Below are 22,105 nucleotides of genomic sequence, written 5' to 3'. Positions count from 1 at the left end.
ACGGAATACTCTGGGCATACGGGCATAGCGGGCAGCAAGAGGGCCGCGACCTACGTGCTCAACCACCCGACCCGCTCCGGTCGCCGACTACCGCGGCAGCAGTTCGGCTTTCAGCGCCTCCAGCGTGGCGCCGTCGACTCCGAGTCCGTCGGTGACGAACCGGTCGAACGATCCGAAGGACGCGGCGGCCTGGTCGAAAGCAGCGTCGAGGTATTCGGCGCGCACGCCGAGGATCGGATCGAACAGCGCGGGATCGGTGACCAGCCCCTTGGCCACCAGCCCGTCCATCGTCGTCTTGTTGCTCGCGGCCAGGTTGTCGTTCGATTCGAGATAGTCCTTGTACACCTGGCCTTTCGGGACACCGAGCGCCGTCATCAAGATCGCGGTCATCCAACCGGTGCGGTCCTTGCCCGCGGTGCAATGGAACAACACCGGTCCGTTCGCGTTCACGATGTCCCGGATGGCGGCCCCGAACTGCGCGCGAGCCGCGGCGTCGGTGACCAGCCAGCGGTAGTAGTCGCGCATGATGCCCGCGGCCTTGCCGTCGCCGAACATCTGCTGCTGCACGGCGGGACCGCCCTGCACCGCCTTGCCCACCATCAGGTAGAAGTCATTGCCCGGGTCGTACACCGGACGCGCGAGCGCGGGAATCGACGCCGGAAGCTTGTCGGGGTTGGCCCCGGACTCGTTCGGACTGCGGAAATCGATCACCGCCGTGATGCCCGACGTGACCAGCTTCTGCTGGTCGGCGGCGGTGAGTTTGTCCAGAGCGTCGGTGCGGAACACCACGCCGGTACGGAGTTTGCCGTTGCCCTGGGTGGGATAGTCACCGATGTCCCGGGCATTCGGCGCCGACGACAGCTGCATGGAGCGGTCGTGCACGGTGTGCACGAGTCCGGGGCCCGCCAATGCGGTGGTGGTGGGCGGGAACACGGCGATCAATGCGGCGGCGACACCGGTCACCGCCCCGCGAACAGCACGCGAAATCGTCACTGGCTCATTCCTTCCATAGAGTCCCGGCCCGGCGACGCCGAGCCGGCAAGTGGGCCGGAGTGTGCGACCCCGGCCACGGCTCAGACGTCGGCGAGCAGGGTGACCGTGCCGGCCGCCCCGTCGACCCGCACCCGTTGCCCATCGGCCAGGCGGGTGCTGGCGGTCTTGGTGTCCACGACGCACGGGATGCCGAATTCCCGGGCCACGATGGCCGCGTGCGAGGCGGAGCCGCCGATGTCGGTGACCACCGCGGCGGCGTAGGCGAACATCGCGGTGTGCCCGGTGTCGGTGACCGATGCCACCAGGATGTCGCCCGGCTCGATGTCGTCGTCCAGGGATAGGACGCGTTTCACCGTGCCTTCCACGACGCCGGGGCATACCCCGATGCCGGTCAGGCAGTCTCCGGGCGTCAACGCGTCCGCGTTCGGCAGCGGCTCCCAGTCACCTGCGATCACATCCGGCATGCGGACGCCGCGCAACCGGCTCAGCTCGGCTCGGCGGCGTGCTACCCGTTCGGTCAGATCGGCTGGCGCCCAGAGGATTTCGTCGAGCGTGAGAAAGCAGGCGTCCTCGGCCTGCTGTAGCAGCCCGTGCCGGATCAGCCGTTCCGCCCGCTCCCGCACGGCGAGGCGTAGGCAGTGGGTGTACCGGACCACGGCGTCGCGGACGCGTTCGCGCGCCATCGTCGCTCCTGCCGCCATCCGTGCGGTGCGGCTCGGCGCCGGGTCGACCGGTTCCCGCTTGGGCGCGGGCATCCGAGCGGCGCGTGCGGCGGCGGTCACCAGCAGCTCCGGCCGGTCGCCGAACGTCGGGTTGAGCAGCTCGCACTCGCCCGGTCCGCGATGTCCGATCCGCCGCAGCTCCTCTTCCAGCGCGGCGGCGAACGCCGGGGAGATGGTCCGCGCCGCGGTGACGTCGCCCGCGTGCGCCGCGTCGTGCAACGCGGTGTCGGCCCGGCACAAGGCGGCGAGCCGTTCCACCGCGAGCATGGTCCTGGCCGACTCCAACCGCTCCAGATCGATGGGCACGGCCGCCGCTTCCTTGCCGCGGGAGTGGATGGCGGTGGCCGCGCCGGTCATCATCACCCCGATGGACGCCGCCGCCCAGGACTGATTCAGCCGATCCCGCCACAGCAGGGCGCGGGCATGCAGTTGTTCATCGGTGAGCTCGCGAATCGCCACGGCGCCAAGGGATTCCTGATGCGCGGCGGCATTGATGCCGTCGGTGGTCTCGCGATAGCGCAGCGCGGTGCGCAGCACCCGGCCCGCCGCGCGCCACGTGGCGCGGGTACTGGCGAATCCGGTCGGCGTGGGCGGCTTGCCGTGCGGGTTCAGCGAGATCTCGGCCGGGATGTTGCCGTAGACGTCGCGGCGGATGCTCTGTTCGTCCCAGCCCGGCATGTTCTCCGCGGCCAGCACGCCGATGGAGGCGTTGATGTAGATGTGGTGCCCGAGCACCGTGGTGACCCGGCTCGTCCAGTGCTCCAGCGCGATGCCGTCCAGCGCGATCATGGTGCCCATCGCGGCATTGGCCAGCCGGATAGCGCCCGCTTGTAGATCCACCGTCAGCGGGGTGAGCGGTCCGGGCAGTGCCTCGGATGTATTGGTCGCGGTGTGCACCGGATAGGCCGGGTCGACGCGATCGTCGAACTCGCCCTCGAGACCTTCCGGCGCGACCGACACCAGCGCGTGTCCGTCCGAGGTCGCCGCGCGGGCGGGTATCTGGTAGCCGGGCAGCGGAATGGCGCCGGGCCGGGCGACGAACTCGTTGCCGTCGAGTCTGCGACCGGTCAGTCCGCGGACGATGTCGGCCGCCACTTCGGACGCGGTCCAGCCGCAGCGGAATCCCCATTCGTCGCGTGCCACCCTCGGATCCACCTGCGGTGGCGTGCCGGACGTCCGCCGTGACTTGCGTGTTCGGGCCGCCTGGCGGATGCGATGCGCGTCCGCACTCGAGACCACCCCGGACGCGGCCAGTTCGACCACGCCGGTGCGCTCGGATCGCGCGGCCAGCACCAGGAAACGTTCGAAGTCGTCGGTGTGCAGCACCTGGAATCCGCCCGCTCGGCGAGAACCGAGCAGCCCGCGCAGGAGTCGCCAACTCGCGCCCTCGACGCGCCTGCCCGCGACCGGCGCGGTGCGCACGATCAACGCCGCCGCCCCGCTGGACCGCACGACGTCCTCGGCGACCGATTCCGACCCCGCGACCACCGGAACCACGATTCGCGCCCCGGCCGCTCGGGCCGCCGTCGCGATGGCGGCGAGCGAACCGCCCAGATGCACTACCGCCGCGCAGTCGGCGACAGCCCGTGCGCACAGCGCGGGCTCGGCCGGGTCACCGGTGATCACCTCGATCCGAGGGTCGACGTACCGGTGCCGTGCGCGGTCCAGCCCTACCACGTCGTGGCCCGCGGCCAGCAGCATGCGCGCCACCGCGCGACCGGTCGGATCGGAAACTCCGGTGACCAGGACCCGCATGAAATCTTCCTCCTCGCTGGCGCCCATGCAGACGTGACGCCGTTCACACACCATCGCCATACGGCGAGCCCGCGACCGACCACAGTCCCGATGAACGGGACCGGCGGGTCGCTCACCAAGACGGGCGGCCTGCCATCGCCCCCGGCGCGGGAAGGTCGACCCCATGAGTGATCGGTATTCGGTCGCGCCTCGGGAGGCCGCCGACGTGCGCGCCTACGACCTCGAGACCGATGTGCTGGTGGTCGGCTACGGATGCGCCGGAGCGGCGGCGGCATTCGAGGCGGCGGCGAGCGGCGCGCAGGTGCTGGTGCTGGATCGGATGAGCGGTCCCGGCGGCGCATCCGCCCTCTCGGGCGGTGAGATCTATCTCGGCGGCGGCACACCGGTCCAGCGAGCCTGCGGATTCGACGACGACCCGGGAGCGATGGCCGCGTTCCTGTCCGCCGCGCTCGGTCCGGGGGCGGATCCGGCCAAGATCACTCGCTACAGCGAGGACAGCGTCGCGCACTTCCACTGGCCCGCCGACCGCGGCGTGCCGTTCAAGCCCACGCTGTGGGACGCGCCGACGTGGGTACCGCCGACGGATGACGGGCTGATGTGGCTGGGAGAGAACAGCAAGCCGTTCTCCGACCTCGCCGGTCCCGCGCCCCGCGGGCATCGCCCGGCCACCGCCGACTTCGGCGGCAAGCTGCTCATGGACTGTCTGGCCGAGGCCGCGCGATCCGCCGGTGCGACAGCGCTTTTCGATACCAGGGCGACCTGCCTGATCCTGGCGGCCGACGGCACCGTCGTCGGTGTGGTGGCCCGGCGGTACGGCACGGAGCTGACCATCCGGGCACGTCGCGGCGTCGTGCTGACCACCGGCGGATTCGTGGACAACGACGCCATGCTCGCCGCCCACGCGCCGAAACTGCTGGGGCACACCAAGGTCAGCGCGGGCACCGACGACGGAAGCGGGATCCGGATGGCGCAGGCGCTCGGCGCGGCCGTGCGGCACATGTCCACGGGCCAGGTCGGCATCTCGCTCGTTCCCGGTCTCGCCGCGCGGGGCATGGTGGTCAACGGGCACGGGCAGCGGTTCGTCAACGAGGACACCTATCCCGGCCGGATCGGCCAGGCGGCGCTGTTCCGGCAGGGCATGCGGACCTGGGTCGTGCTGGACGAACGAGCCTTCGAGGAAGTGCCGCACCAGCAGCGGTGGGGTGTGCGACCGACCCATGTGGCGGAGACCGCCGAGGATCTCGCCGACCTGATGGGCGTACCGGCGGCCGCGCTGGCCGACACCGTCCGCCGGTACAACGACTTCGCCTCGGCCGGGGTGGATCCCGAGTTCGGGAAAGCGCCGCGCTGGGTGCGGCCCCTCACGCCGCCGCTCGCCGCGATCGACGTGCGGGCGGGGGTGCGGCCACCGTCGGAATCCGGTGACCGCCGCGGGACCGGTGCGTCCGTGTTCACCCTCGGTGGTCTGCACACCTCGCTCGACGGCGTCGTACTCGATATCGACGGCGCTCCGATTCCCGGCCTGTTCGCCGCGGGCCGTGCCGCGAGCAACCTGCACGGCGAGGGCTACATCAGCGGCACTTCGCTCGGCGACGGCACCTTCTTCGGCCGCCGCGCGGGTACCGCCGCGGCCCGCACCAGCTGATCCGGACGGCTTATTCCGGTCATCGGGATGGATCGGGCCGGACGGCGCCGCACCGGCCTAGCGTCGAAAGACGGCACTACCAGGAGGACTACCGCATATGACCAACAAGGTGCTCGATCGGGTACGGGACCTGCTGCCCGCGATCCGGGAGCGAGCCGCCGACGCCGAACTGCAGCGCAGAGTGCCCGACCAGAGCATCCGGGAGCTGACCGAGGCCGGGGTGTTCCGCATGCTGCAGCCGTCCCGCTTCGGCGGCGACGAATCCTCACCGGTCGCGTTCTACGAGGTGATCCGCGCCATCGCGACCGCCTGCCCGTCCACGGCGTGGGTGTCGTCGGTGCTGGGCGCGCACCCGTGGCAACTGGCGTTGTTTCCGCTGCGGGCGCAGGAGGACGTGTGGAGCGCCGATCCGGACACGCTGGTCTCGTCGTCGTACGCGCCGACCGGCAAGCTGACACCGGTCGAGGGCGGTTTCGAGATCAGCGGTCGGTGGAGCTTCTCCTCCGGATGCGATCACGCCCGCTGGGCCTTCCTGGGCGCGGTCGTACCGAACGACGAAGGCGGAACGGAGTATCTGACCGTTCTGGTGCCGCGTGCGGATTACCGCATCGAGGACGTCTGGCACGTGTCGGGGTTGTCCGGCACCGGCAGCAACGACATCGTCATCGAGAAGGCGTTCGTACCCGCCCACCGGACCTATAGCGCGAGTGAGCAGGCCGAGCTGCGCGGACCCGGACAGGAGGTCAATACCGCTGCGCTGTACCGGATTTCGTTCGGCGCGGTGTTCTCCAACACCATCACCGCACCCATCATCGGCGCCGCCCAGGGCGCGTACGAAGCGCATATCGAGCGCATGCGCGAGCGGGTGCGGATCTCCTACGGCGGGCAGAAGGCCGCCGAGGATCCGTTCGCGCACGTCCGCGTCGCTCGCGCCGCCTCCGAGATCGACGCCGCCGTCCTGCAGATGGAGCGCAACATCGGCGAACAGCTGCGCTACGCCGAGGCGGGGGAGGAGATCCCCCTCGAACTGCGGGTCCGCAGCCGCCGCGACCAGGTGCGCGGTACCGAACGCGCCATCGAGGCCATCGACCTGCTGTTCGACAACTCCGGCGGTCATGCGATCCGCAAACCCAATCCGATCGAACGGCACTGGCGCGACGCGCACGCCGGGAGCGTGCACGTGATCAACGACGTGGAGCGCGCGCTGGTCTTGTACGGCCGCGACGCGTTCGGCCTGCCGGTCACGGATCGGATGATCTGATGACGCTCACCGCGGAGAACACCACGCGCCGGAGCGCGGCGGGCGGGTTGGAACTGCGCTACCACGAAGCGGGGTCGGGCGCGCCGCTGGTGCTGTTGCACGGCTCCGGACCGGGCGTCTCGGGATGGGCCAACTTCGGCGCCAATCTCCCGGTGCTGGCCGAGCGTTTCCGTTGTCTGATCGTGGATCAGCCGGGTTTCGGCGCCAGTGGCCGCCCCCCGGTGTACGAACGCAACTATCTGCGCATTTCCGCCGACGCGGTGCTGGGTCTGCTCGATGACCTCCACTTGGAACGCGTGCACCTGCTCGGCAATTCGATGGGTGGCGCGGTCGCGACGCTACTGGCGCTGGAACATCCCGACCGGGTCGATCGGCTGGTGCTGATGGCGCCCGGTGGGGTCGGGGTGAACGTGCTGGGGCCCGAGCCGTCCGAAGGCATCACGCGCTTGCTGGAGTTCAGCGCCGCTCCCACCCGGGAACGGCTGCTGCCCTGGCTGCGCGCCATGGTGTCGGATCCGGCGACCCTCACCGAGGAGTTGATCGAGACCCGGTCGGCCGCCGCCTCCGATCCCGCCGCCATCGCCGCGCTGCGCGACGCGTACGCGACCTTCGCCGACCCCGCTCTCGTCGAACCGGTTCCGCTGTGGGCCCGGCTGCGCGGCCTGCGCGCCGAGACGCAGATCCTCTGGGGGCGCGACGACCGGGTGACACCGGTGGAGGCGGCGTTGTTCCCGGCACGGCAGATCCCGAACGCGGATCTGCGCGTGTTCGCCCGGTGTGGTCATTGGGTGCAGATCGAACGCAAGCCGGCGTTCGAGCGCGCGGTCGTCGATTTCCTCACCGCCGGTCTCTGACCGCCCGCCGCCCACGTCGATCACACCTCGTGATCGCGGACCCACCCCGCGACCTGGGTTCGGGAGGTGAAACCGAGCTTGGTGAGAATGTGCTCGACGTGGGTCTCGGCGGTGCGCACCGAGATCACCAGCTCGGCGGCGATGCGTTTGTTGCTGTGCCCCGCCGCCACCAGCCGGGCGACGTCCTTCTCCCGGCGTGTGAGGACGTCCGCTGCCTGTGCCTCGACCGGAGCGGCCTGCGGCGGTCGCGCCGTGGCCGGCGCGCGTCCCAGCGCGTAGTCGATCGCCTCGCTCAGCGACAGCGTTGCGCCGCTGTCGAAGATCTCCTCGAACTTCCGCTCGCCCAGTTCTTCTCGCACGCGACCACGCATCCGGTCACCGAGTACGCCGGTGATGGCGTGGGCGAGGCGTACCGTGCTGCGCGCCAGGATCTCCGCGGCGCCGAGCAGACGGGCGGCTCGCTCGAAGTCGGCGCGCGCGACCGCCGACCACGCCAGCCCTTCGAATCCGGAGGCGAGCCAGACGCATCGGTCGAACAGGCTGAACATCTCGACGGAGCGGGCGAGATATCCGGTCGCGGCACGCTGATCGCCGCGCCGCCAATGGTCCAGCCCCATCGACCACTGTGCCAGCCCGCCGAGCAGATACGGTCCCCGTTCGGTGGTGACCTTCAGCAGCCGCTCGGCGAAGGCGGTCGAGCGTTCGTCGGCGAGCACCAGCGCACAGACAAAAGCGAACGCGAGGCTGTCCATCTCCATCGCGTGATGGCCGCATTCGGCCGCCAGATGCGTGGCGGTCTCGGCCAACTCGAGCGCGCGGGCGGTGTCGCCGTCGTTGAAGGCAAGCAGCGCCGAATCGAGCATCGCCTCCGCGAGGATGTCGGGGGCATTGACCCGGCGCGCCAGGGCAACGCATTCGTCCACCAACTGGCGCGCCGATCCGCGATCGGACAGCAACGCCGCGAGCGAGGCCGCCGCGGACAGCCCGCGTGCGCGCAGCTCGGTAGGTTCGCTCGACTTCGCCAGCGCGTCGGTCAGCCAGCGATAGCCCTCGGTGAGGAAGCGATTGTGCTCCCAGAACGGCCGCAGCACCGCCGCCATCTCGAGCGCCGACTCGGGTGCGTCGGTGAGGCCGAACTGCAGCGCCGCGCGCAGATTCGCGTGCTCGCGGTTCAGTTCGCGGAACCAGGCGACGTCGTCGGAACTCCAATACGCGGTGCGGCCGCGCAGTGCCAGCCGCCGGTAATGATCGCGGTGGCGGCCGCGCACCTCGGGCTCCTCGCCCCGCTCGGCCAGCCGGTCGCAGGCGAACTGCCGGATCGGCTCCAGCATCGAGTACCGCCCGACATCGCCGTCGTAGCGCAGACTCAGCACCGACTTGTCGACCAGGCCGGTCAGCGCGTCGATCACCGTGCGCCCGTTCGGTGCGGGCAGGCACACGGCTTCGGCGGCGTCGATGTCGAAGCCGCCGGAGAACACCGACAGCTGCTCCCACAAACGCTGTTCGGCCGGGATGCACAGGTCGTAGCTCCACCGGATCGCGCCCTCGATGGTCTGCTGTCGTTCCGGCGCGAGTCGCGGTCCCGCGCTGAGCAGGCCCATGGTGTCGTCGAGCCGGGCGAGGATCTGTTCCGGAGTGAACACGCGGAACCGCAACGCGGCCAGCTCCAACGCGAGCGGAATGCCGTCCAGCCGGCGGCAGATCGCGGCCAGCGCATCGCGATTCGCAGGGGTGGCCGCGAAGCCGGGGTTGGCGGCGGCGGCCCGCTCGGCGAGCAGTCGCATCGCATCGCTGTCGGTGGTCTCCGCGTCCGGTAGCGGCAAGGGCGCGACGGGCATGACCTGTTCGCCCTGCACGCCCAGCACCTCCCTGCTGGTCGCCAGCAGGCGGACCTCCGAGGTGGCGGCCACGATCCTGCCGACCAGCCGCGCGCAGGCGTCGATCAGGTGCTCGCAGTTGTCCAAGATCAGCAGCAGCCGCTTGTCCGCGAGGAACTCGGTGAGCCGCCGCAGGGGCGCCGCCGTGTCGTCGCGCAACGCGAGCGCCTCCGCGACGGTCACCGTGACCAGATCCGGGTCCTGGACGTCGGCCAGCTCGACCAGCCACACCCCGTCCGGGAACGCACGTGCGACCGCGACGCCGACTTGGCGGGACAGCCGGGTCTTGCCGACGCCGCCCGGACCGAGCAGGGTCAGCACGCGTGTCGTGGGCAGCAGCCGCTTGGCGGCGGCGAGTTCCTCCCGGCGCCCGACGAAGCTGGTGACCTCGGCAGGGAGGTTGCCGATGGGACGCCGCGCCATGGGTGTCAACCCTAGGTACCGCGCGGGGCGCGGAAGAGCGTTCTGGACAAATTCAACTCCGATGAACGTGCCCGCGGGCCCGGCCCGCGCGAGATCGGCGGCGGCGTTCCGGTGACCGCGGACGGATCGAACCGGCGCCGCTCACCGAGCGACGGCAGCGGCGTCGACGTCGCTCAGCTGATGGCGCATACGGTCGCGCTTGGCGCGCAGGTACCGCACGTTGTGCTCGGTCGGACTGGTCTGCAGCGGAATCCGTCGTTCGACGGCGATGCCGTATTCGGTCAATCCCGCCTGCTTGGCCGGATTGTTGCTGAGCAAGTGGACCGACCGCACTCCCAGGTCGGCCAGGATCCGCGCCGCGGCGCCGTAGTGACGGGCGTCGACGGGCAGCCCGAGTCGTAGATTCGCGTCGACCGTGTCGGCGCCCTCGTCCTGGAGCGCGTAGGCGCGCAGCTTGTTCAGCAGTCCGACGCCGCGCCCCTCTTGTCCGCGCAGGTACACCACGACCCCGCGGCCCTCGGCGGCCACTGCCCGCAAGGCGGCGTCGAGTTGCTCGCCGCAGTCGCAGCGCAGCGAACCGAACGCGTCACCGGTGAGGCATTCCGAATGCACGCGGGTCAGTACGTCGCGCTCGCCCGGCGCACCGAACACCAACGCGAGGTGTTCGGCGTGGTCGGTCGTGTCCCGGTAGCCGATGAGCCGGAACTCGCCGAAGCGGGTGGGCAGCCTGGTCTCGACGACGCGCACGACACCCGGCTCCAGCCTGCGGCGATGGTCGATCAGGTCGGCGATGGAAATGATCGGGATTCCGTGCACCCTGGCCATGGTCAGCAGGTCGGGGAGCCGGGCCATCGAGCCGTCGTCGCGCACCACCTCGGCGATGACCGCGGCGGGGCGCAGGCCCGCCATCCGCACCAGGTCGACCGCGGCCTCGGTGTGCCCTTGCCGACCGAGCACGCCTCGCGGGTGCGCTCGCAGGGGGAGCACGTGCCCGGGGCGAGTGAAATCCCGGGGCGTGGCGCCGGGATCGGCGAGCAAGCGCATGGTGTGCGCGCGGTCGGCGGCCGATATGCCGGTGGCGATGCCCGTCGCCGCGTCGACCGAGACCGTGTACGCGGTGGCCTTCGGGTCCTGGTTGATCGCCGTCATCGGCGGCAGCTCCAGCCGGTCCAGGTCGCTGCCCGTCATGGGTACGCACAGCACGCCGCTGGTGTGCCGCACCAGGAACCCGATGTTCGCCGCGGTCGCCCGCTCCGCGGCGAGCACCAGATCGCCTTCGTTCTCGCGGTCCTCGTCGTCCACGACGAGAGCCATGCCGCCGTTCGCGATGGCCGCCACCGCCGCAGGCACCGAGTCCAGTTCATCGGTCATCGTCCGCCACCTCCATATGCCTAATAGAAATATGGCGGGGCCGGAACAGCCAGGTGGCGTCTCACTGAGTGAGGCGGTCGATATCCGCCAGCAGCTCGCGGGCGAAATCGCGCTCCGCCTCGTAGTGCCGCACGCACCAGCGCAGCACCAGTTCGGGATAGGCCCAGTCCGGATTCGCCTCGGCGCCCTGCGCGTCGGCCTCGGCGCGCCTGCGCATCTTCTCGGCGTACTCGATGTGCTCGGTGAGTATGTCGCGCATCCGGTCGGGTTCGGCGAGGTTGCCGAGCCACGCGCGCAGCATCACGCTGTGCTTGAGCACCGGCGCCTCCACCGGTGCGTGATTGACCCAGTTCGCCGCGGCCGCACGGCCTTCCGGCGTGATGGCGTACATCCGCTTGCCGCGCACGCCGTCCTCGTGCACCACCGTGCGGGAGCTGGCGTAGCCGTGCTTCTCGAGGCGTTTGAGTTCGGCGTAGATCTGGCTGAACGACGGGCTCCAATAGAAGAACTGCAGACTCCAGTCCGCCCATTTCTTCAGGTCGTAGCCGGAGAGTTCGTCGGCGTGCGAGAGCATGCCGAGTACGGCCCACGCGGTGGTCGGCAGGTCGGGCACCGCGGGTGTGACGCCATCGGTCATGGTCGGACTGTACCGCTCAGGCATATTCGGATTCGAACTATCGCCAGCGCGCCCGGCGCCCGAACAGCGTCCGTCCGGCCTCGTGGGAGATCTCGAGCAGCACCCGCGCCAGCTTGTCGAAGCTCATCGCCTCGGCCCGCCCGGACAGCGACAGGGCTGCGGGGGCGGTGCCGCGGCCCCGGAGTGGCGCTGCGACACAGGCGATTCCGTCCATCGTTTCCTCACGATCCACCGCCACGCCCTGGCGCAGCCGGACCTGGGCCAAGGCGCGATGCAGCGCGTCGGGTTCGGTGATGGTGTGCGCGGTCCGTCGCGGCAGCCGGGAATGGAACGCGGCTTCGGCGATAGTCGGCTCGAGTGTGGCCAGCATGGCCTTGCCGAGCGCGGTGCAGTGCGCGGGCATGCGGCCGCCGAGGCGGGTCGGCAGCATCGCGGCCAAGCGCCCGCCCGCCTTGTCCAGGTACACCACCTCGCGCCCGTCGAGCACCGCCAGGTGTCCGACCATGCCGGTGCGCTGGCACAACTCGTGCAGCAGCGGGCTGACCGCGTCGCGGATCTCGTTGTGGTCGGCGGTGAGCCCACCCAGTTCCAGGGTTCGCATGCCGAGCCGGTATCCGCCGGACGTGTGGGCCAGCCACCGGAGCCGGATCATCTGGTCGAGGATCCGATGGACGGTCGAGCGCGGCAGGCCGGTGCGTTCCACCAGGCCGAGCAGCGTCAGCGTCGGGGTGGCCGCGTCGAACGCGTCCAGGATGAGGGTCATCCGCTCGATCATCGACACCGGCACCTCCGCTTCCACCCCCTTGGCGCGGGTCCGCCGCGGGACCCGGTCGGTGCGCGGCTCACTGTCGGGCAGCAGGGTGACGGTCATTCGAACCTCCGTCGGTCACAGTCGGTCAACGTCGACCAGGCATTACGTGCTCGATCGTTTGTGTCTCCCATCACACTGACGACTTCGCCGCCGAGATGAATCGGGAGAACTACGTAGCTTCTACGGATCCGCATCTCGGTGACCGGACTCCGATCTTGACGACCCTCGGGCGAACGCTGCTGTCATAGCTGACAGGTATATGCCTGATCGAAATAGGAGGCCCGATGGAACCGGTGCTAGAGATGGACGGATCGCCACTGGACGTGCGCGACTTCAAAGCGGTGCTGGGTCGCTTCTGCACAGGGGTCACGGTGATCACCGCGCACGCGCAGGAGGGGCCGGTCGGATTCACCTGCCAGTCGTTCTCGGCGCTGTCGCTGGAGCCGCCCGCGGTCTGCTTCTGCCCCGCGCGCACGTCCACATCGTGGCCGCGCATCCGGGCCGTTGGCCGGCTCTGCGTCAACATCCTGGCCCACGACCAGCAGGAGATCTGCCGCCGTCTCGCGCGCAGCGGCACCGACAAGTTCGCGGGGGTCGACTGGGAGCCCTCGCCCAACGGCTCGCCGCGGCTGGCCGGAGCCATGGCCTGGCTCGACTGCGAGATCGAGCAGGAGGTCGACGGCGGCGACCACACCATCGTCATCGCACGCGTCACCGCGCTGTCGGAGCATCGCGAGGCGCCTCCGCTGCTGTTCTACCGCTCCGCCTTCGGGCGGCTCGATGAGGCGTGAGCACCTCCCGGCCAGTGGGACTGCACATTTCCGGGCCGGGACGGCGAACCGAAATATCGAAGTGACAACCGTGCGCGAATCGTGGAGGAACCGATGACTACCGACACCGAGGTCCGAGTGATCGACGCGGGCGCTCCGCCCGCCCGCTACGCGCGCGGCTGGCACTGCCTGGGGCTCGCGCGGGACTTCCGGGACGGGAAACCGCACACCGTCGAGATCTTCGGCACCGAACTGGTGGTCTTCGCCGGTGCGGGCGGAGAGCTGTATGTGCTGGACGCCTATTGCAGGCACATGGGCGGGAACCTGGGGGACGGCCGGATCAAAGGCGACTCCATCGCCTGTCCTTTCCACGACTGGCGGTGGGGCGGCAATGGACGCTGCACCGGCATCCCCTACGGCCGCCGAGTTCCGCCCCGGGCTCGGACCCGCTCGTGGCCGACGTTGGAGCAGAACAAGCAGCTGTTCGTGTGGAACGACCCGGAGGGCGATCCGCCCCCGGACGAGGTCACCATCCCGCGCATCGATGGGGCGTTCAGCGACGAGTGGACCGACTGGACCTGGAACACCATGACGATCGACGGCGCGAATTGCCGCGAGGTCATCGACAACGTGGTGGACATGGCGCACTTCTTCTACGTGCACTTCGGGTTCCCGACCTACTTCAAGAACGTCTTCGAGGGACACATCGCCAGCCAGTACATGACCTCGGTGTCGCGCGAGGACATGATGGGGGAGACCGCGAAGGCGTTGGGCGGCAAGAACGTCTTGCACTCCGATGCCTCTTACTACGGCCCCTCCTACATGATCGATCACCTGCGCAGCGAGAGCGCGGGCCTGACCGTCGAGGGCATCCTCATCAACTGCCACTACCCGGTGTCAGCCACGAAGTTCGTGCTGCAGTACGGCGCGATCGTGAAGAAGCCACACGGCGTGCCAGCGGAGCAGGCCGAGGAGATCGCGGCGAAGTTCGCCGGTGGCCTGGGCCGCGGCTTCGAACAGGACGCCGCGATCTGGCAGCGCAAGACCCGCATCGACAATCCGCTGCTGTGCGAGGAGGACGGACCCGTCTACCAGCTGCGCCGCTGGTACGAGCAGTTCTACACCGACGTGGCCGACATCGATCCGAAGATGACCGACCGCTTCGAGTTCGAAGTGGACACCACCAGGGCGGTCACGGCGTGGGAGGCGGAGGTCGCCGAGAATCTCGCCGAGCAGCGCGCCGCCGCCGGAGCCTGAGCGGGGCCGCGATGGAACGGGTTACCTGCCGAATCTGCGCGACGTGTGTGCTCGTCGAGAAGTTCAGTCCGCAGCACACCAGCGTGCAGTGGAACGCGGGCGCGGTGGCGGCGTGCGCCGAGTTCGCCGGCGCGGACAGTGCGCGGGTACGGACCTGCCTCGCACTGCGCGACAGCATCGATGCCGCCGTCGCCGACGGTCTCATCGACGTCAGCACCCGGGACGGGGACGTGCCGTGACAGCCGTGGAGGACCGAAGAGGAGACGCAGCAGTGGATCGAGCCCGAGCGGCCGTGGCGCCGGGGACCCGGGCCGAGGTTCCCGACGACACCGAGAGTAGCCCCGGTGCATTCCTCACCCTGCGTGTGGCGCGGGTGATCCGGGAGACCCACGACGCGGTATCGCTGGAGCTGAGTCCGACCGCGGAGCAGTCGAATGCGATCGACTACCGGCCGGGCCAGTTCCTGACCCTGCGGATTCCGAGCGAGCTGACCGGCTCGGTGAGCCGCTGCTACTCGTTGTCGAGCGCGCCGCACGAAGCGGGGCCCCTGAAGGTCACCGTCAAGCGAACGCCCGACGGCTACGCGTCGAATTGGTTGTGCGACAACGCGGTTGCCGGCATGGACCTCGACGCGTTACCGCCCGCGGGTGTCTTCACCCCGGCGTCGCTGGACGAGCACGTGCTGTTGTTCGCGGCGGGCAGCGGGATCACCCCGGTGCTGTCGATCCTGAAATCGGTGCTGGCGGACGGAGCCGGGCACTGCGCGCTGATCTACGCCAACCGCGACGAGCGCTCGGTGATCTTCGCCGACGAACTCGCCGACCTGTCCGCCCGGTATCCCGGCCGCCTGGTCGTGGTGCACTGGCTGGAGAGCGTGCAAGGGCTGCCGTCGCGGCCGCAGCTCGCGGCGCTGGCGGAACCGTGGCGCGAGCGCGAGGCGTTCGTGTGCGGACCCGGCCCGTTCATGGACGCCGTCTCCGCCGCATTGATCGGGTCGGGCGCCGAGCGCAAGCGCGTGCACGTCGAGAAGTTCGTGTCGCTGAACGGCAATCCGTTCGAGACCGCCACGCCCGATGTCGTCGACTCCATCGACTCCGGTGACCACGCGGCGGTCGAGGTGGAACTCGACGGCGAGACGCGCGCACTTCCGTGGCCCCGCGATCAGGTCCTGCTCGACGTCCTGTTGGCCAACGGGTTGGAAGCGCCCTATTCCTGCCGCGAGGGCGCGTGCAGCGCCTGCACTTGCCGGATCGTCTCCGGTCAGGTGGCGATGCGGCACAACGAAATTCTCGACGAGGCCGATCTGGCCGAAGGGTACGTGCTGGCCTGCCAGGCGGTCCCGGTCACCGACACGGTGCAAGTCACCTATTCCTGAGGAGTACGACGAATCAATGGCTGACATCGCCTCGCTCGGCTACGTCCGAGTCGCCATCGCCGATGTGGCGGCCTGGCGCGCCTTCGCCTTCGACGTGATGGGTTTCGCGCAGGGCACCGGGCCGAATCCGGACAGTCTCTACCTGCGGATGGACGAGCATGCCTATCGCTTGGAACTCGTTCCGGCGGAACAGGACCGGGTGCTCGCTGTCGGCTGGGAGGTGCGCGACTACCGCGCGCTCGCCCGGGTGCGGCAGGCGCTTGAGCAGGCGGGCGTGGCGGTCACGCCGCTCGCTCAGGAGCAGGTCGACGCACTACGCGTCGAGGAAGCCTGCACCTTCACCGACCCCGCCGGGTTCACCGTCGAGGTCTTCCACGGCCCGGTGCTCGACCACAGCCCGATCGTCACCGCCCACGGAAACCGGTTCGTCACAGCGGGTTCGGGACTCGGCCACGTCGTGCTACCGGTGCCCGATCTCGAGGAGGCGAACCGTTTCTACTGCGAGATACTCGGATTCCTGCCGCGCGGCTCCTTCCGGGTGCCCACCCCACCCGGGGTGGGACCGGTACGCGTGCGGTTCCTCGGTGTCAACCAGCGTCACCACAGCCTCGCCCTGATCCCCGGCACCCGTCCCGACGGCCCTGGCCTGGTGCACATCATGGTCGAGGTCGACGAGATCGACGCCGTCGGCCGGGCGCTCGACCGCGTCATGCGGGCGGGTCTCCCGTTGTCGTCGACCCTCGGCAGGCACACCAACGACAAGATGATCTCCTTCTACGTCCGCACGCCCGGCGGCTGGGATCTCGAATACGGCACCGAAGGTCTGCTGGTCGACGAGTCCACATACAGCGCGGAGGAGATCACCGCCGACAGCTACTGGGGCCACGAATGGTCACGTGGCTGATCCGGTGGCCCGGATCGTCAGCCGCGCCTCGAGATCGAGCAGTTCGGCGCGGCGCAGTTTCCCGGCGTCGTCGCGCAGCGGGGTATCGGTGAACCGGTAGGTGCGCGGGCATTTGTAGCGGACCAGTCGCGACTCGACGTGACCGCGAAGCCGCGCCTCGTCGAGCGGGGCGTCGGTCTCGACCACGGCGTGAACGCGCCTGCCGAGGTCGTCGTCCGGCAGCCCGACGACCGCGCACCCGCGCACGCCGGGATACTCGGTGATCACGGCCTCCACCTCGGCGGGGAAGACGTTGGCGCCCCCGGTGACGATCAGGTCGGTGCGGCGGTCGCTGAGATAGAGGAATCCCTCGTCGTCCACGTGGCCCAGATCGCCGAGAGAATCCCAGCCCGGCCAGCCGGCGCGGGTGCGCGGTTCGGCGCCCACGTAGCGATAGCTGGGTCCGTCGCCCTCGGCCGGGCGCATGAAGATCTCGCCGACCACGCCGGGCGGGCACGGGCGTCCGTCGGCATCCAGGACGACGAACTCGCCGAAGACGGCGCGGCCGACCGAGCCGGGGTGGGTCAGCCAGTCCCGGCCGTCGATCAGCGTCATCATCTGATTCTCCGTGCCGCCGTACATTTCGTAGATCTTCTCGGCGCCGAGCAGCTCGATCCAGGCCCGCTTGAGCCACGGCGGGCAGGGCGCAGCCATGTGCCAGAGCCGCCGGACGGAGCGGAGGTCGTAATCCATCGGCCGATCACGCACCTCGGCGAGCATGCGCGACATCATGGTCGGCACCACGGTCAGCCAGCTGACCCGGTGACGAGCGATCGCCCGCAACGCCGTGCGCGCCTCGAATTTCGGCAACACGACCAGGTGCTGGCCCGCCAGGAGACCGAAGAACGAGGTATTGAACGGCGCGTTGTGATACAGCGGGCCGCTGACGAGCTGGACATCGTCCGGCCGCTGACCGAGCACCGCGTTGAGCGGCGCGACGTCGAGCAGACCCGCCTGGCCGGACACGATCAGCTTCGGACGTCCGGTCGTCCCGCCGGAAGTCGGCGCCTTCCACGCGGGCGCGACCGGATAGTGGTCGAACGGCGCGTCGGAGAACTCTGCCGACAGCTCGTCCTCGTCCGGCGCCGTGGGGAGACCGGGTTCGGCGGCGCCGACCACCAGCCGCGGCCGCGCGAGCCGGAGCACGGCCGATCGCTCCGGTGCGGGAAGCCGCGGCGAGATGAGTTGCGGCACCGCGCCCAGCTTCCAGATCGCGAAGACCGTCGCGAAGTAGGACGGTTTGTTGGCCAAGGCGACGGTCACGTAATCGCCTCGGCGGACACCGAGTTCGGCGAAGTGCCTGGCTCGGCGATTGGCGGCCGACTCGAGGTCCTGCCGCGACCAAGTGGCGCCTTCGAACGTGATGGCCGCGGCGTGCGGGTCGGCGGCGGCCAGGTCGGTGAGGATCTGCCCGAGCGGCCGGGCGAGTGGATCAGGCACGGCGGGCGAACCTCGCGAGGAAGTCCGGGTCCACGATGTCGCCGTGGACTTGGACGTTGTGGCTATGCGCGAGCTGATGCAGCGCGAAGGCCGTCTGCTGCGCCGTCGCGCGGCCCTGCGCGTCCTGTGCGGCGTTGACCGACCGCTTGGCCAGTTTCAGCGCGAACAGCGGCATGGCGGCGATCGTCGCGGCCAGCCGCATGGTGTGCTCGGTCAGTTCCGCTCGCGGGACGACCCGGTTGACCATGCCGATGCGTTCGGCGTCGGCCGCGGTGAGAGTCCCGGCGGTGAACAGCAACTCTTTCGCCTTGCGTATGCCGAATTCCCACGGGTGGTTGAAGAACTCCACCGCGTTGGCGCCCATCGCGACGACGTTGTCGACGAACTCGGCGTCCTCGGACGCCACGATCAGATCACACGGCCAGACCAGCATCAGCCCGCCCGCGATGACCTTGCCGTGCACCTCCGCGATGGTCGGTTTGGGGATGTTGCGCCATCGCTCGCTGAACCCGGCGTAGATCTCCTCCTCGCGGGCCATGAGTCCCTCGGCGCCCTGGCTGCCGAAGCCGGCCCAGGTGCCGACCGGCGTGCGCAGACCCATGTTGGCGCGCCAGTCGTGTTCGCGCAGATCGTGTCCCGAGGAGAAGTGCGGGCCTTCGGCCGCCAGCACGATCACGTGGATGCTCTCGTCGCGGGCGGCCCGGTCGAACGCGTCGTTGAGGGCGTAGAGCAGCTCGGTGTTCTGCGCGTTGCGTGCGTCGGGACGGTTCAGGACGATCCGGGCGATCCTCGGCGTGCTGTCGTCGTAGCGGACCAGATCGCTCATCGCACACCCGCCCACAGCAGTCGCTCCGCGGCATCGGGATCGTTCGCCACGGTGACGGTGCCGGCGATCAGGCCGGTGGTCCGCCGCTGCGGCTCGTACCGCGCCCAGCCCGGATCGGCGTCGAGCACGAAAGCCCGATACATGCCGTGCAGGTTGTCGGCGACCGCGTCGGGGGCGTGCGCGCCGACCAGGGTGTGATTCTCCGGGCGGGTGTGCGTTTTGAAGACGAATGGCAGGTCCACCGCGTGCGCGGCGCCGAGCCGCCCGCCGAGCCGCGGTGAGCGCCAGTCGAATCGGAAGGCCCACGCCGCGCCGCCCGCGCCGGTCTGCGCCTCGGCAAGGCGAATCGCCGGGATGCGGAAGAACCAGTCCGTGACGACCGCCGACAGCAGGTCGCCCGCCGAGGCATCCGGCCGGGACGCGCGATAGCGGGGGAGCGCGACGGCGGGGTCCAATCCGTATGCCTCGGCTCCGGCAGCCAGCGTCGGCTCATCGATCTGATCGATGGCGCCGGAAGCGACCAGGATGAGCCGGGCGTCCTCGGCATTGCTCCCGGCCAGGATCGCCACGTCGGTGTTCGCGCCGGAGGCGACTACCGCCAGCGGATCGTCGACGACGATCGAACCGTCCACCACAGGCGCGAACGGCAAGGTGGTCAGCGCCAATCGTCCCCATCTCGCCGGATCCGCGGCGGTTTGCACTTCGTGCAGCACCGCCCTGACGTGCGTGGACAATTCGTCGATCGGCACGTCCGCGAAGGCGTCGAGCGAGGGCTCGATGCCGATGTGTGCGGCCACGTTGTCGATCAGCAGGCGCGCCTCGTCCGGGGTGACGGTGTTGGCCGCCGCTCCGGAGTGCGCGATCAGACCGCGGAACAGGCCCCGAGCGCGCGGCACGGCGAGCAGAGTGGTGGCGAGCATGGCGCCCGCGGACTGTCCCGCGATGGTCACCCGCGCCGGGTCGCCGCCGAAGGCCGCGATGTTGTCGCGCACCCACTCCAGCGCCGCCACCACGTCCAGGATGCCGAGATTGACTGTGTCCGCGCCGAAATGCAGCCACCCTTCGCCGCCGAGGCGATAGTTGACGGCCACCACGACCACTCCGCTCGCGGCGAACGCCGTGCCGTCGTAGGTCGGCAGGGCGTTGGAGCCATTGGTGAACGCTCCGCCGTGGATCCACACCAGCACCGGGCGCGCACCCTCGGTCGAGGAGGTCCAGACGTTGAGGTTGAGCACGTCGTCGCCCGGGATCGACACTTCGGGAACGAGCCCGTCGTAAGCGGGCACGTACGGCGCGCGTGCCGCGGTCGGGCCCGGATCGGTCGCGTCCCGGACCGTGGCCCACGCTTGCGGCGGCACCGGTGGAAGGAACCGATGCTTCCCCGCCGGGGCGGCGGCGAAAGGGATACCGAGGAATTCGTGCACCGGCCCACGGGTGCGTCCGCGCACCGGTCCGTATCGGGTTTGGACGGTTTGCAACATGTCTGACATCTGTTTCATCCTTGTTCGAGATTCAGCACATGTTGCAATCAAGCCCTACGGGATCTCGCTGGTCAAGAGCATCGTCATGACCGATTAGTAACACATGTGCAACATAGTGACGATCTGCTGCATCAGCGGTACGCTGGCCCGCATGGCATCTCGAACGCCTTTGCAGCGGGCGCTGGGGGACGTCGCGCAGCGGCGGCCCGAACCGATGGACGCTTTCCGTCTGGCGAAGCGAAAGTTCCTGCGCGGCGAGCGACTCGACGTCGGCCAGCTCGCGACCGAACTCGGGGTCAGCCGGGTGACGCTGTACCGCTGGGTCGGCAGCCGCGACCAGTTGTTGATGGAGGTCATCTGGTCGCTCACCGAGGCGACGCTGCGCGACGAGTGGGAGCGGGTACGAGACGAGCCGGGCGCTCGGGTGCCCGCGCTGCTCGCCGCCTATCTCCGAGCGGTACTGGCGCAACCGGGAGCGCGGAAGTTCGTGTTGGAGGAGAACGAGCGTGCCATGAAGCTGCTCACCTTGGCGGGCAACGGGTTCCAGCCGCGCCTTGTGAAAGCCGTGGCCCGGTATCTCGCGCGGGATCTCGAGGACGAGCGCATCGCCACGACGCTCACCCTCGACGAACTGGCCTACGCCAGCGTCCGGATCGCCGAGTCGTTCCACTACCTGCCGACGATCGCCGGTGCGCCCCCCGACCCGGACGGTGCGGAACGGGTCTTGCGCGCCCTGCTGCACAAAGGGCCGGGGTGACCAGCTGCCTCGCGCTCGATCACCTCCCTGTGCATAGACTGTCGGATCGAGGAGGAAGGACGCTGATGAAGCGAAAGCTGAACTGCCCCTGCGGAGAACTGATCGTCGGAACCGACGAGGATGATCTCGTGGCGAAGACGCAAGCCCATCTGGCCGAGAAGCATCCCGGCCACGACTACTCACGCGACGAGATCCTGTTCATCGCGTACTGACGAACAGCTGCGTGGAGGCCGCCGGGCAACCGCGGCGTCTCACGGGCGGGGGCGCAAGCCTTCGATCATGTGTGTGGTCGTCTCGTCCACCAATTCGTCGGCGGTCTCGGCGGCGATCACGCCCGAGCCGACGAAGGTGGCCAGACCTTGTAGCGCGGCGACCGCGGACAGCGCGATCCGGCGCGGGTCGCCGTCGATCACTTCCCCCCGCTTCTGCGCTTCGGTGATGAGCGCGACCGGCGTCGCGAACGCCGCGTCCACGGCCTGGGACATCGCATCGCCCGCGGCGGGGCTGTGCCTGCGCGCGAACATCAACGCGACGAGCGCCGAGTTCTCGGTCGCGAAATGGAGATAGGTGCGAGCCAGGGCGCGGATGTGCCCATCGGCCGAGTGGGCGGCCGCGGTCTGTGCCAAGGCGGCGGCGAGGCGCTGGAAGCCGGACACCGCGATGGCGTCCAGCAGCGCCTGCTTGTCCTTGAAATGCCGGGTCGGAGCGGCGTGACTGACGCCGACGTCACGCGCCAGTCGGCGTAGCGACAACCCGTCGACGCCGGACTCGCGCAGCGTGGCCTCGGCCCGCTGCAACAGCTCGGCGCGCAGGTCGCCGTGGTGATAAGACCGGCTTCGAGTGATCGGCATGGTGTAGGCAGGATAACAAAATGTAGTCATTGCCTACTTTGTAGGCGGTGACTACA

Annotated in this window: 20 protein-coding genes; 10 read left to right on the top strand and 10 right to left on the bottom strand. The window is 69.6% G+C overall.

All coding sequences use genetic code 11. From position 1 onward, the window contains the following. Positions 1-87: 87 nt before the first annotated feature. Together ACWEO7_RS29900 and ACWEO7_RS29895 are read right to left on the bottom strand one after the other, a co-directional pair. Complete coding sequence (locus ACWEO7_RS29900) at positions 88-993, bottom strand: tyrosine-protein phosphatase (protein ID WP_452428165.1); 906 nt, start codon at positions 991-993, stop codon at positions 88-90. Positions 994-1,073: 80 nt separating this feature from the next. After that, the gene (locus ACWEO7_RS29895; protein ID WP_452428163.1) at positions 1,074-3,470 is read right to left on the bottom strand and encodes a PEP-utilizing enzyme; all 2,397 of its coding nucleotides are present in this window, start codon (positions 3,468-3,470) and stop codon (positions 1,074-1,076) included. Positions 3,471-3,633: 163 nt separating this feature from the next. Here ACWEO7_RS29895 and ACWEO7_RS29890 point away from each other — a divergent pair, with 163 nt between their 5' ends. The 3 genes from ACWEO7_RS29890 (at position 3,634) to ACWEO7_RS29880 (ending at position 7,230) form a co-directional block, all read left to right on the top strand. After that, positions 3,634-5,115: an FAD-dependent oxidoreductase gene (locus ACWEO7_RS29890; protein ID WP_452428162.1), complete on the top strand. Its 1,482-nt coding sequence runs from the start codon at positions 3,634-3,636 to the stop codon at positions 5,113-5,115. 97 nt (positions 5,116-5,212) lie between these two features. After that, the gene (gene hsaA, locus ACWEO7_RS29885) at positions 5,213-6,376 is read left to right on the top strand and encodes a 3-hydroxy-9,10-secoandrosta-1,3,5(10)-triene-9,17-dione monooxygenase oxygenase subunit (protein WP_452428161.1); all 1,164 of its coding nucleotides are present in this window, start codon (positions 5,213-5,215) and stop codon (positions 6,374-6,376) included. Continuing rightward, positions 6,376-7,230, top strand: coding sequence for an alpha/beta fold hydrolase (locus ACWEO7_RS29880; RefSeq protein ID WP_452428159.1), 855 nt, complete (start codon positions 6,376-6,378; stop codon positions 7,228-7,230). The genes hsaA and ACWEO7_RS29880 overlap by 1 nt, the downstream gene beginning before the upstream one ends. Before the next feature lie 20 nt (positions 7,231-7,250). Here the strand turns inward: ACWEO7_RS29880 and ACWEO7_RS29875 are convergent, their stop codons facing one another. The 4 genes from ACWEO7_RS29875 to ACWEO7_RS29860 form a co-directional block, all read right to left on the bottom strand. Next, positions 7,251-9,530 carry a helix-turn-helix transcriptional regulator gene (locus tag ACWEO7_RS29875; RefSeq protein WP_452428158.1) on the bottom strand — a complete coding sequence of 760 codons (2,280 nt, stop codon included), beginning with the start codon at positions 9,528-9,530 and terminating at the stop codon, positions 7,251-7,253. Between the two features lie 141 nt (positions 9,531-9,671). Continuing rightward, positions 9,672-10,901, bottom strand: a complete 1,230-nt coding sequence (locus ACWEO7_RS29870; protein ID WP_452428156.1) for a bifunctional 3,4-dihydroxy-2-butanone-4-phosphate synthase/GTP cyclohydrolase II — start codon at positions 10,899-10,901, stop codon at positions 9,672-9,674. 61 nt (positions 10,902-10,962) lie between these two features. Next, a complete protein-coding gene (locus tag ACWEO7_RS29865) occupies positions 10,963-11,538 on the bottom strand; it encodes a PadR family transcriptional regulator (RefSeq protein ID WP_364436758.1) in 576 nt (191 codons plus the stop codon). 37 nt (positions 11,539-11,575) lie between these two features. Then, the gene (locus tag ACWEO7_RS29860) at positions 11,576-12,409 is read right to left on the bottom strand and encodes an IclR family transcriptional regulator (RefSeq protein WP_452428154.1); all 834 of its coding nucleotides are present in this window, start codon (positions 12,407-12,409) and stop codon (positions 11,576-11,578) included. A gap of 224 nt (positions 12,410-12,633) precedes the next feature. Here ACWEO7_RS29860 and ACWEO7_RS29855 point away from each other — a divergent pair, with 224 nt between their 5' ends. From ACWEO7_RS29855 to ACWEO7_RS29835, 5 genes are all read left to right on the top strand, one after another. Next, the gene (locus tag ACWEO7_RS29855) at positions 12,634-13,140 is read left to right on the top strand and encodes a flavin reductase family protein (protein WP_452428152.1); all 507 of its coding nucleotides are present in this window, start codon (positions 12,634-12,636) and stop codon (positions 13,138-13,140) included. A 93-nt stretch (positions 13,141-13,233) separates the two neighbouring features. Continuing rightward, a complete protein-coding gene (locus ACWEO7_RS29850) occupies positions 13,234-14,376 on the top strand; it encodes a Rieske 2Fe-2S domain-containing protein (protein WP_452428150.1) in 1,143 nt (380 codons plus the stop codon). 11 nt (positions 14,377-14,387) lie between these two features. Next, positions 14,388-14,615, top strand: a complete 228-nt coding sequence (locus tag ACWEO7_RS29845; RefSeq protein ID WP_452428148.1) for a hypothetical protein — start codon at positions 14,388-14,390, stop codon at positions 14,613-14,615. A 32-nt stretch (positions 14,616-14,647) separates the two neighbouring features. Then, positions 14,648-15,751, top strand: coding sequence for a 2Fe-2S iron-sulfur cluster-binding protein (locus ACWEO7_RS29840; protein WP_452428146.1), 1,104 nt, complete (start codon positions 14,648-14,650; stop codon positions 15,749-15,751). A gap of 16 nt (positions 15,752-15,767) precedes the next feature. Then, positions 15,768-16,655 carry a VOC family protein gene (locus ACWEO7_RS29835; RefSeq protein ID WP_452428144.1) on the top strand — a complete coding sequence of 296 codons (888 nt, stop codon included), beginning with the start codon at positions 15,768-15,770 and terminating at the stop codon, positions 16,653-16,655. Here ACWEO7_RS29835 and ACWEO7_RS29830 read toward each other — a convergent pair. The 3 genes from ACWEO7_RS29830 to ACWEO7_RS29820 are packed head-to-tail and all read right to left on the bottom strand — an operon-like array spanning position 16,644 to position 20,450. Continuing rightward, positions 16,644-18,134 (bottom strand): AMP-binding protein, encoded by a 1,491-nt coding sequence (locus ACWEO7_RS29830; protein WP_452428142.1) that lies wholly within the window; start codon positions 18,132-18,134, stop codon positions 16,644-16,646. The genes ACWEO7_RS29835 and ACWEO7_RS29830 overlap by 12 nt on opposite strands. Next, a complete protein-coding gene (locus ACWEO7_RS29825; protein WP_452428140.1) occupies positions 18,127-18,960 on the bottom strand; it encodes an enoyl-CoA hydratase in 834 nt (277 codons plus the stop codon). Before ACWEO7_RS29825 ends, ACWEO7_RS29830 begins: the two co-directional genes overlap by 8 nt. Next, the gene (locus tag ACWEO7_RS29820; RefSeq protein WP_452428138.1) at positions 18,957-20,450 is read right to left on the bottom strand and encodes a carboxylesterase/lipase family protein; all 1,494 of its coding nucleotides are present in this window, start codon (positions 20,448-20,450) and stop codon (positions 18,957-18,959) included. Before ACWEO7_RS29820 ends, ACWEO7_RS29825 begins: the two co-directional genes overlap by 4 nt. 142 nt (positions 20,451-20,592) lie before the next feature. Between ACWEO7_RS29820 and ACWEO7_RS29815 the strand changes: the two genes are divergently transcribed. Then, positions 20,593-21,198, top strand: a complete 606-nt coding sequence (locus ACWEO7_RS29815; protein WP_452428137.1) for a QsdR family transcriptional regulator — start codon at positions 20,593-20,595, stop codon at positions 21,196-21,198. A 65-nt stretch (positions 21,199-21,263) separates the two neighbouring features. Beyond that, entirely contained in the window at positions 21,264-21,410 is a 147-nt protein-coding gene (locus ACWEO7_RS29810) for a DUF1059 domain-containing protein (RefSeq protein ID WP_379253700.1), read from the top strand. Between the two features lie 39 nt (positions 21,411-21,449). Here the strand turns inward: ACWEO7_RS29810 and ACWEO7_RS29805 are convergent, their stop codons facing one another. Next, positions 21,450-22,049: a TetR/AcrR family transcriptional regulator gene (locus ACWEO7_RS29805; RefSeq protein WP_452428135.1), complete on the bottom strand. Its 600-nt coding sequence runs from the start codon at positions 22,047-22,049 to the stop codon at positions 21,450-21,452. Positions 22,050-22,105 lie beyond the last annotated feature (56 nt).

This window comes from Nocardia sp. NPDC004260 (assembly GCF_053603155.1).
This window is presented reverse-complemented; position numbering and strand designations above follow the sequence as displayed.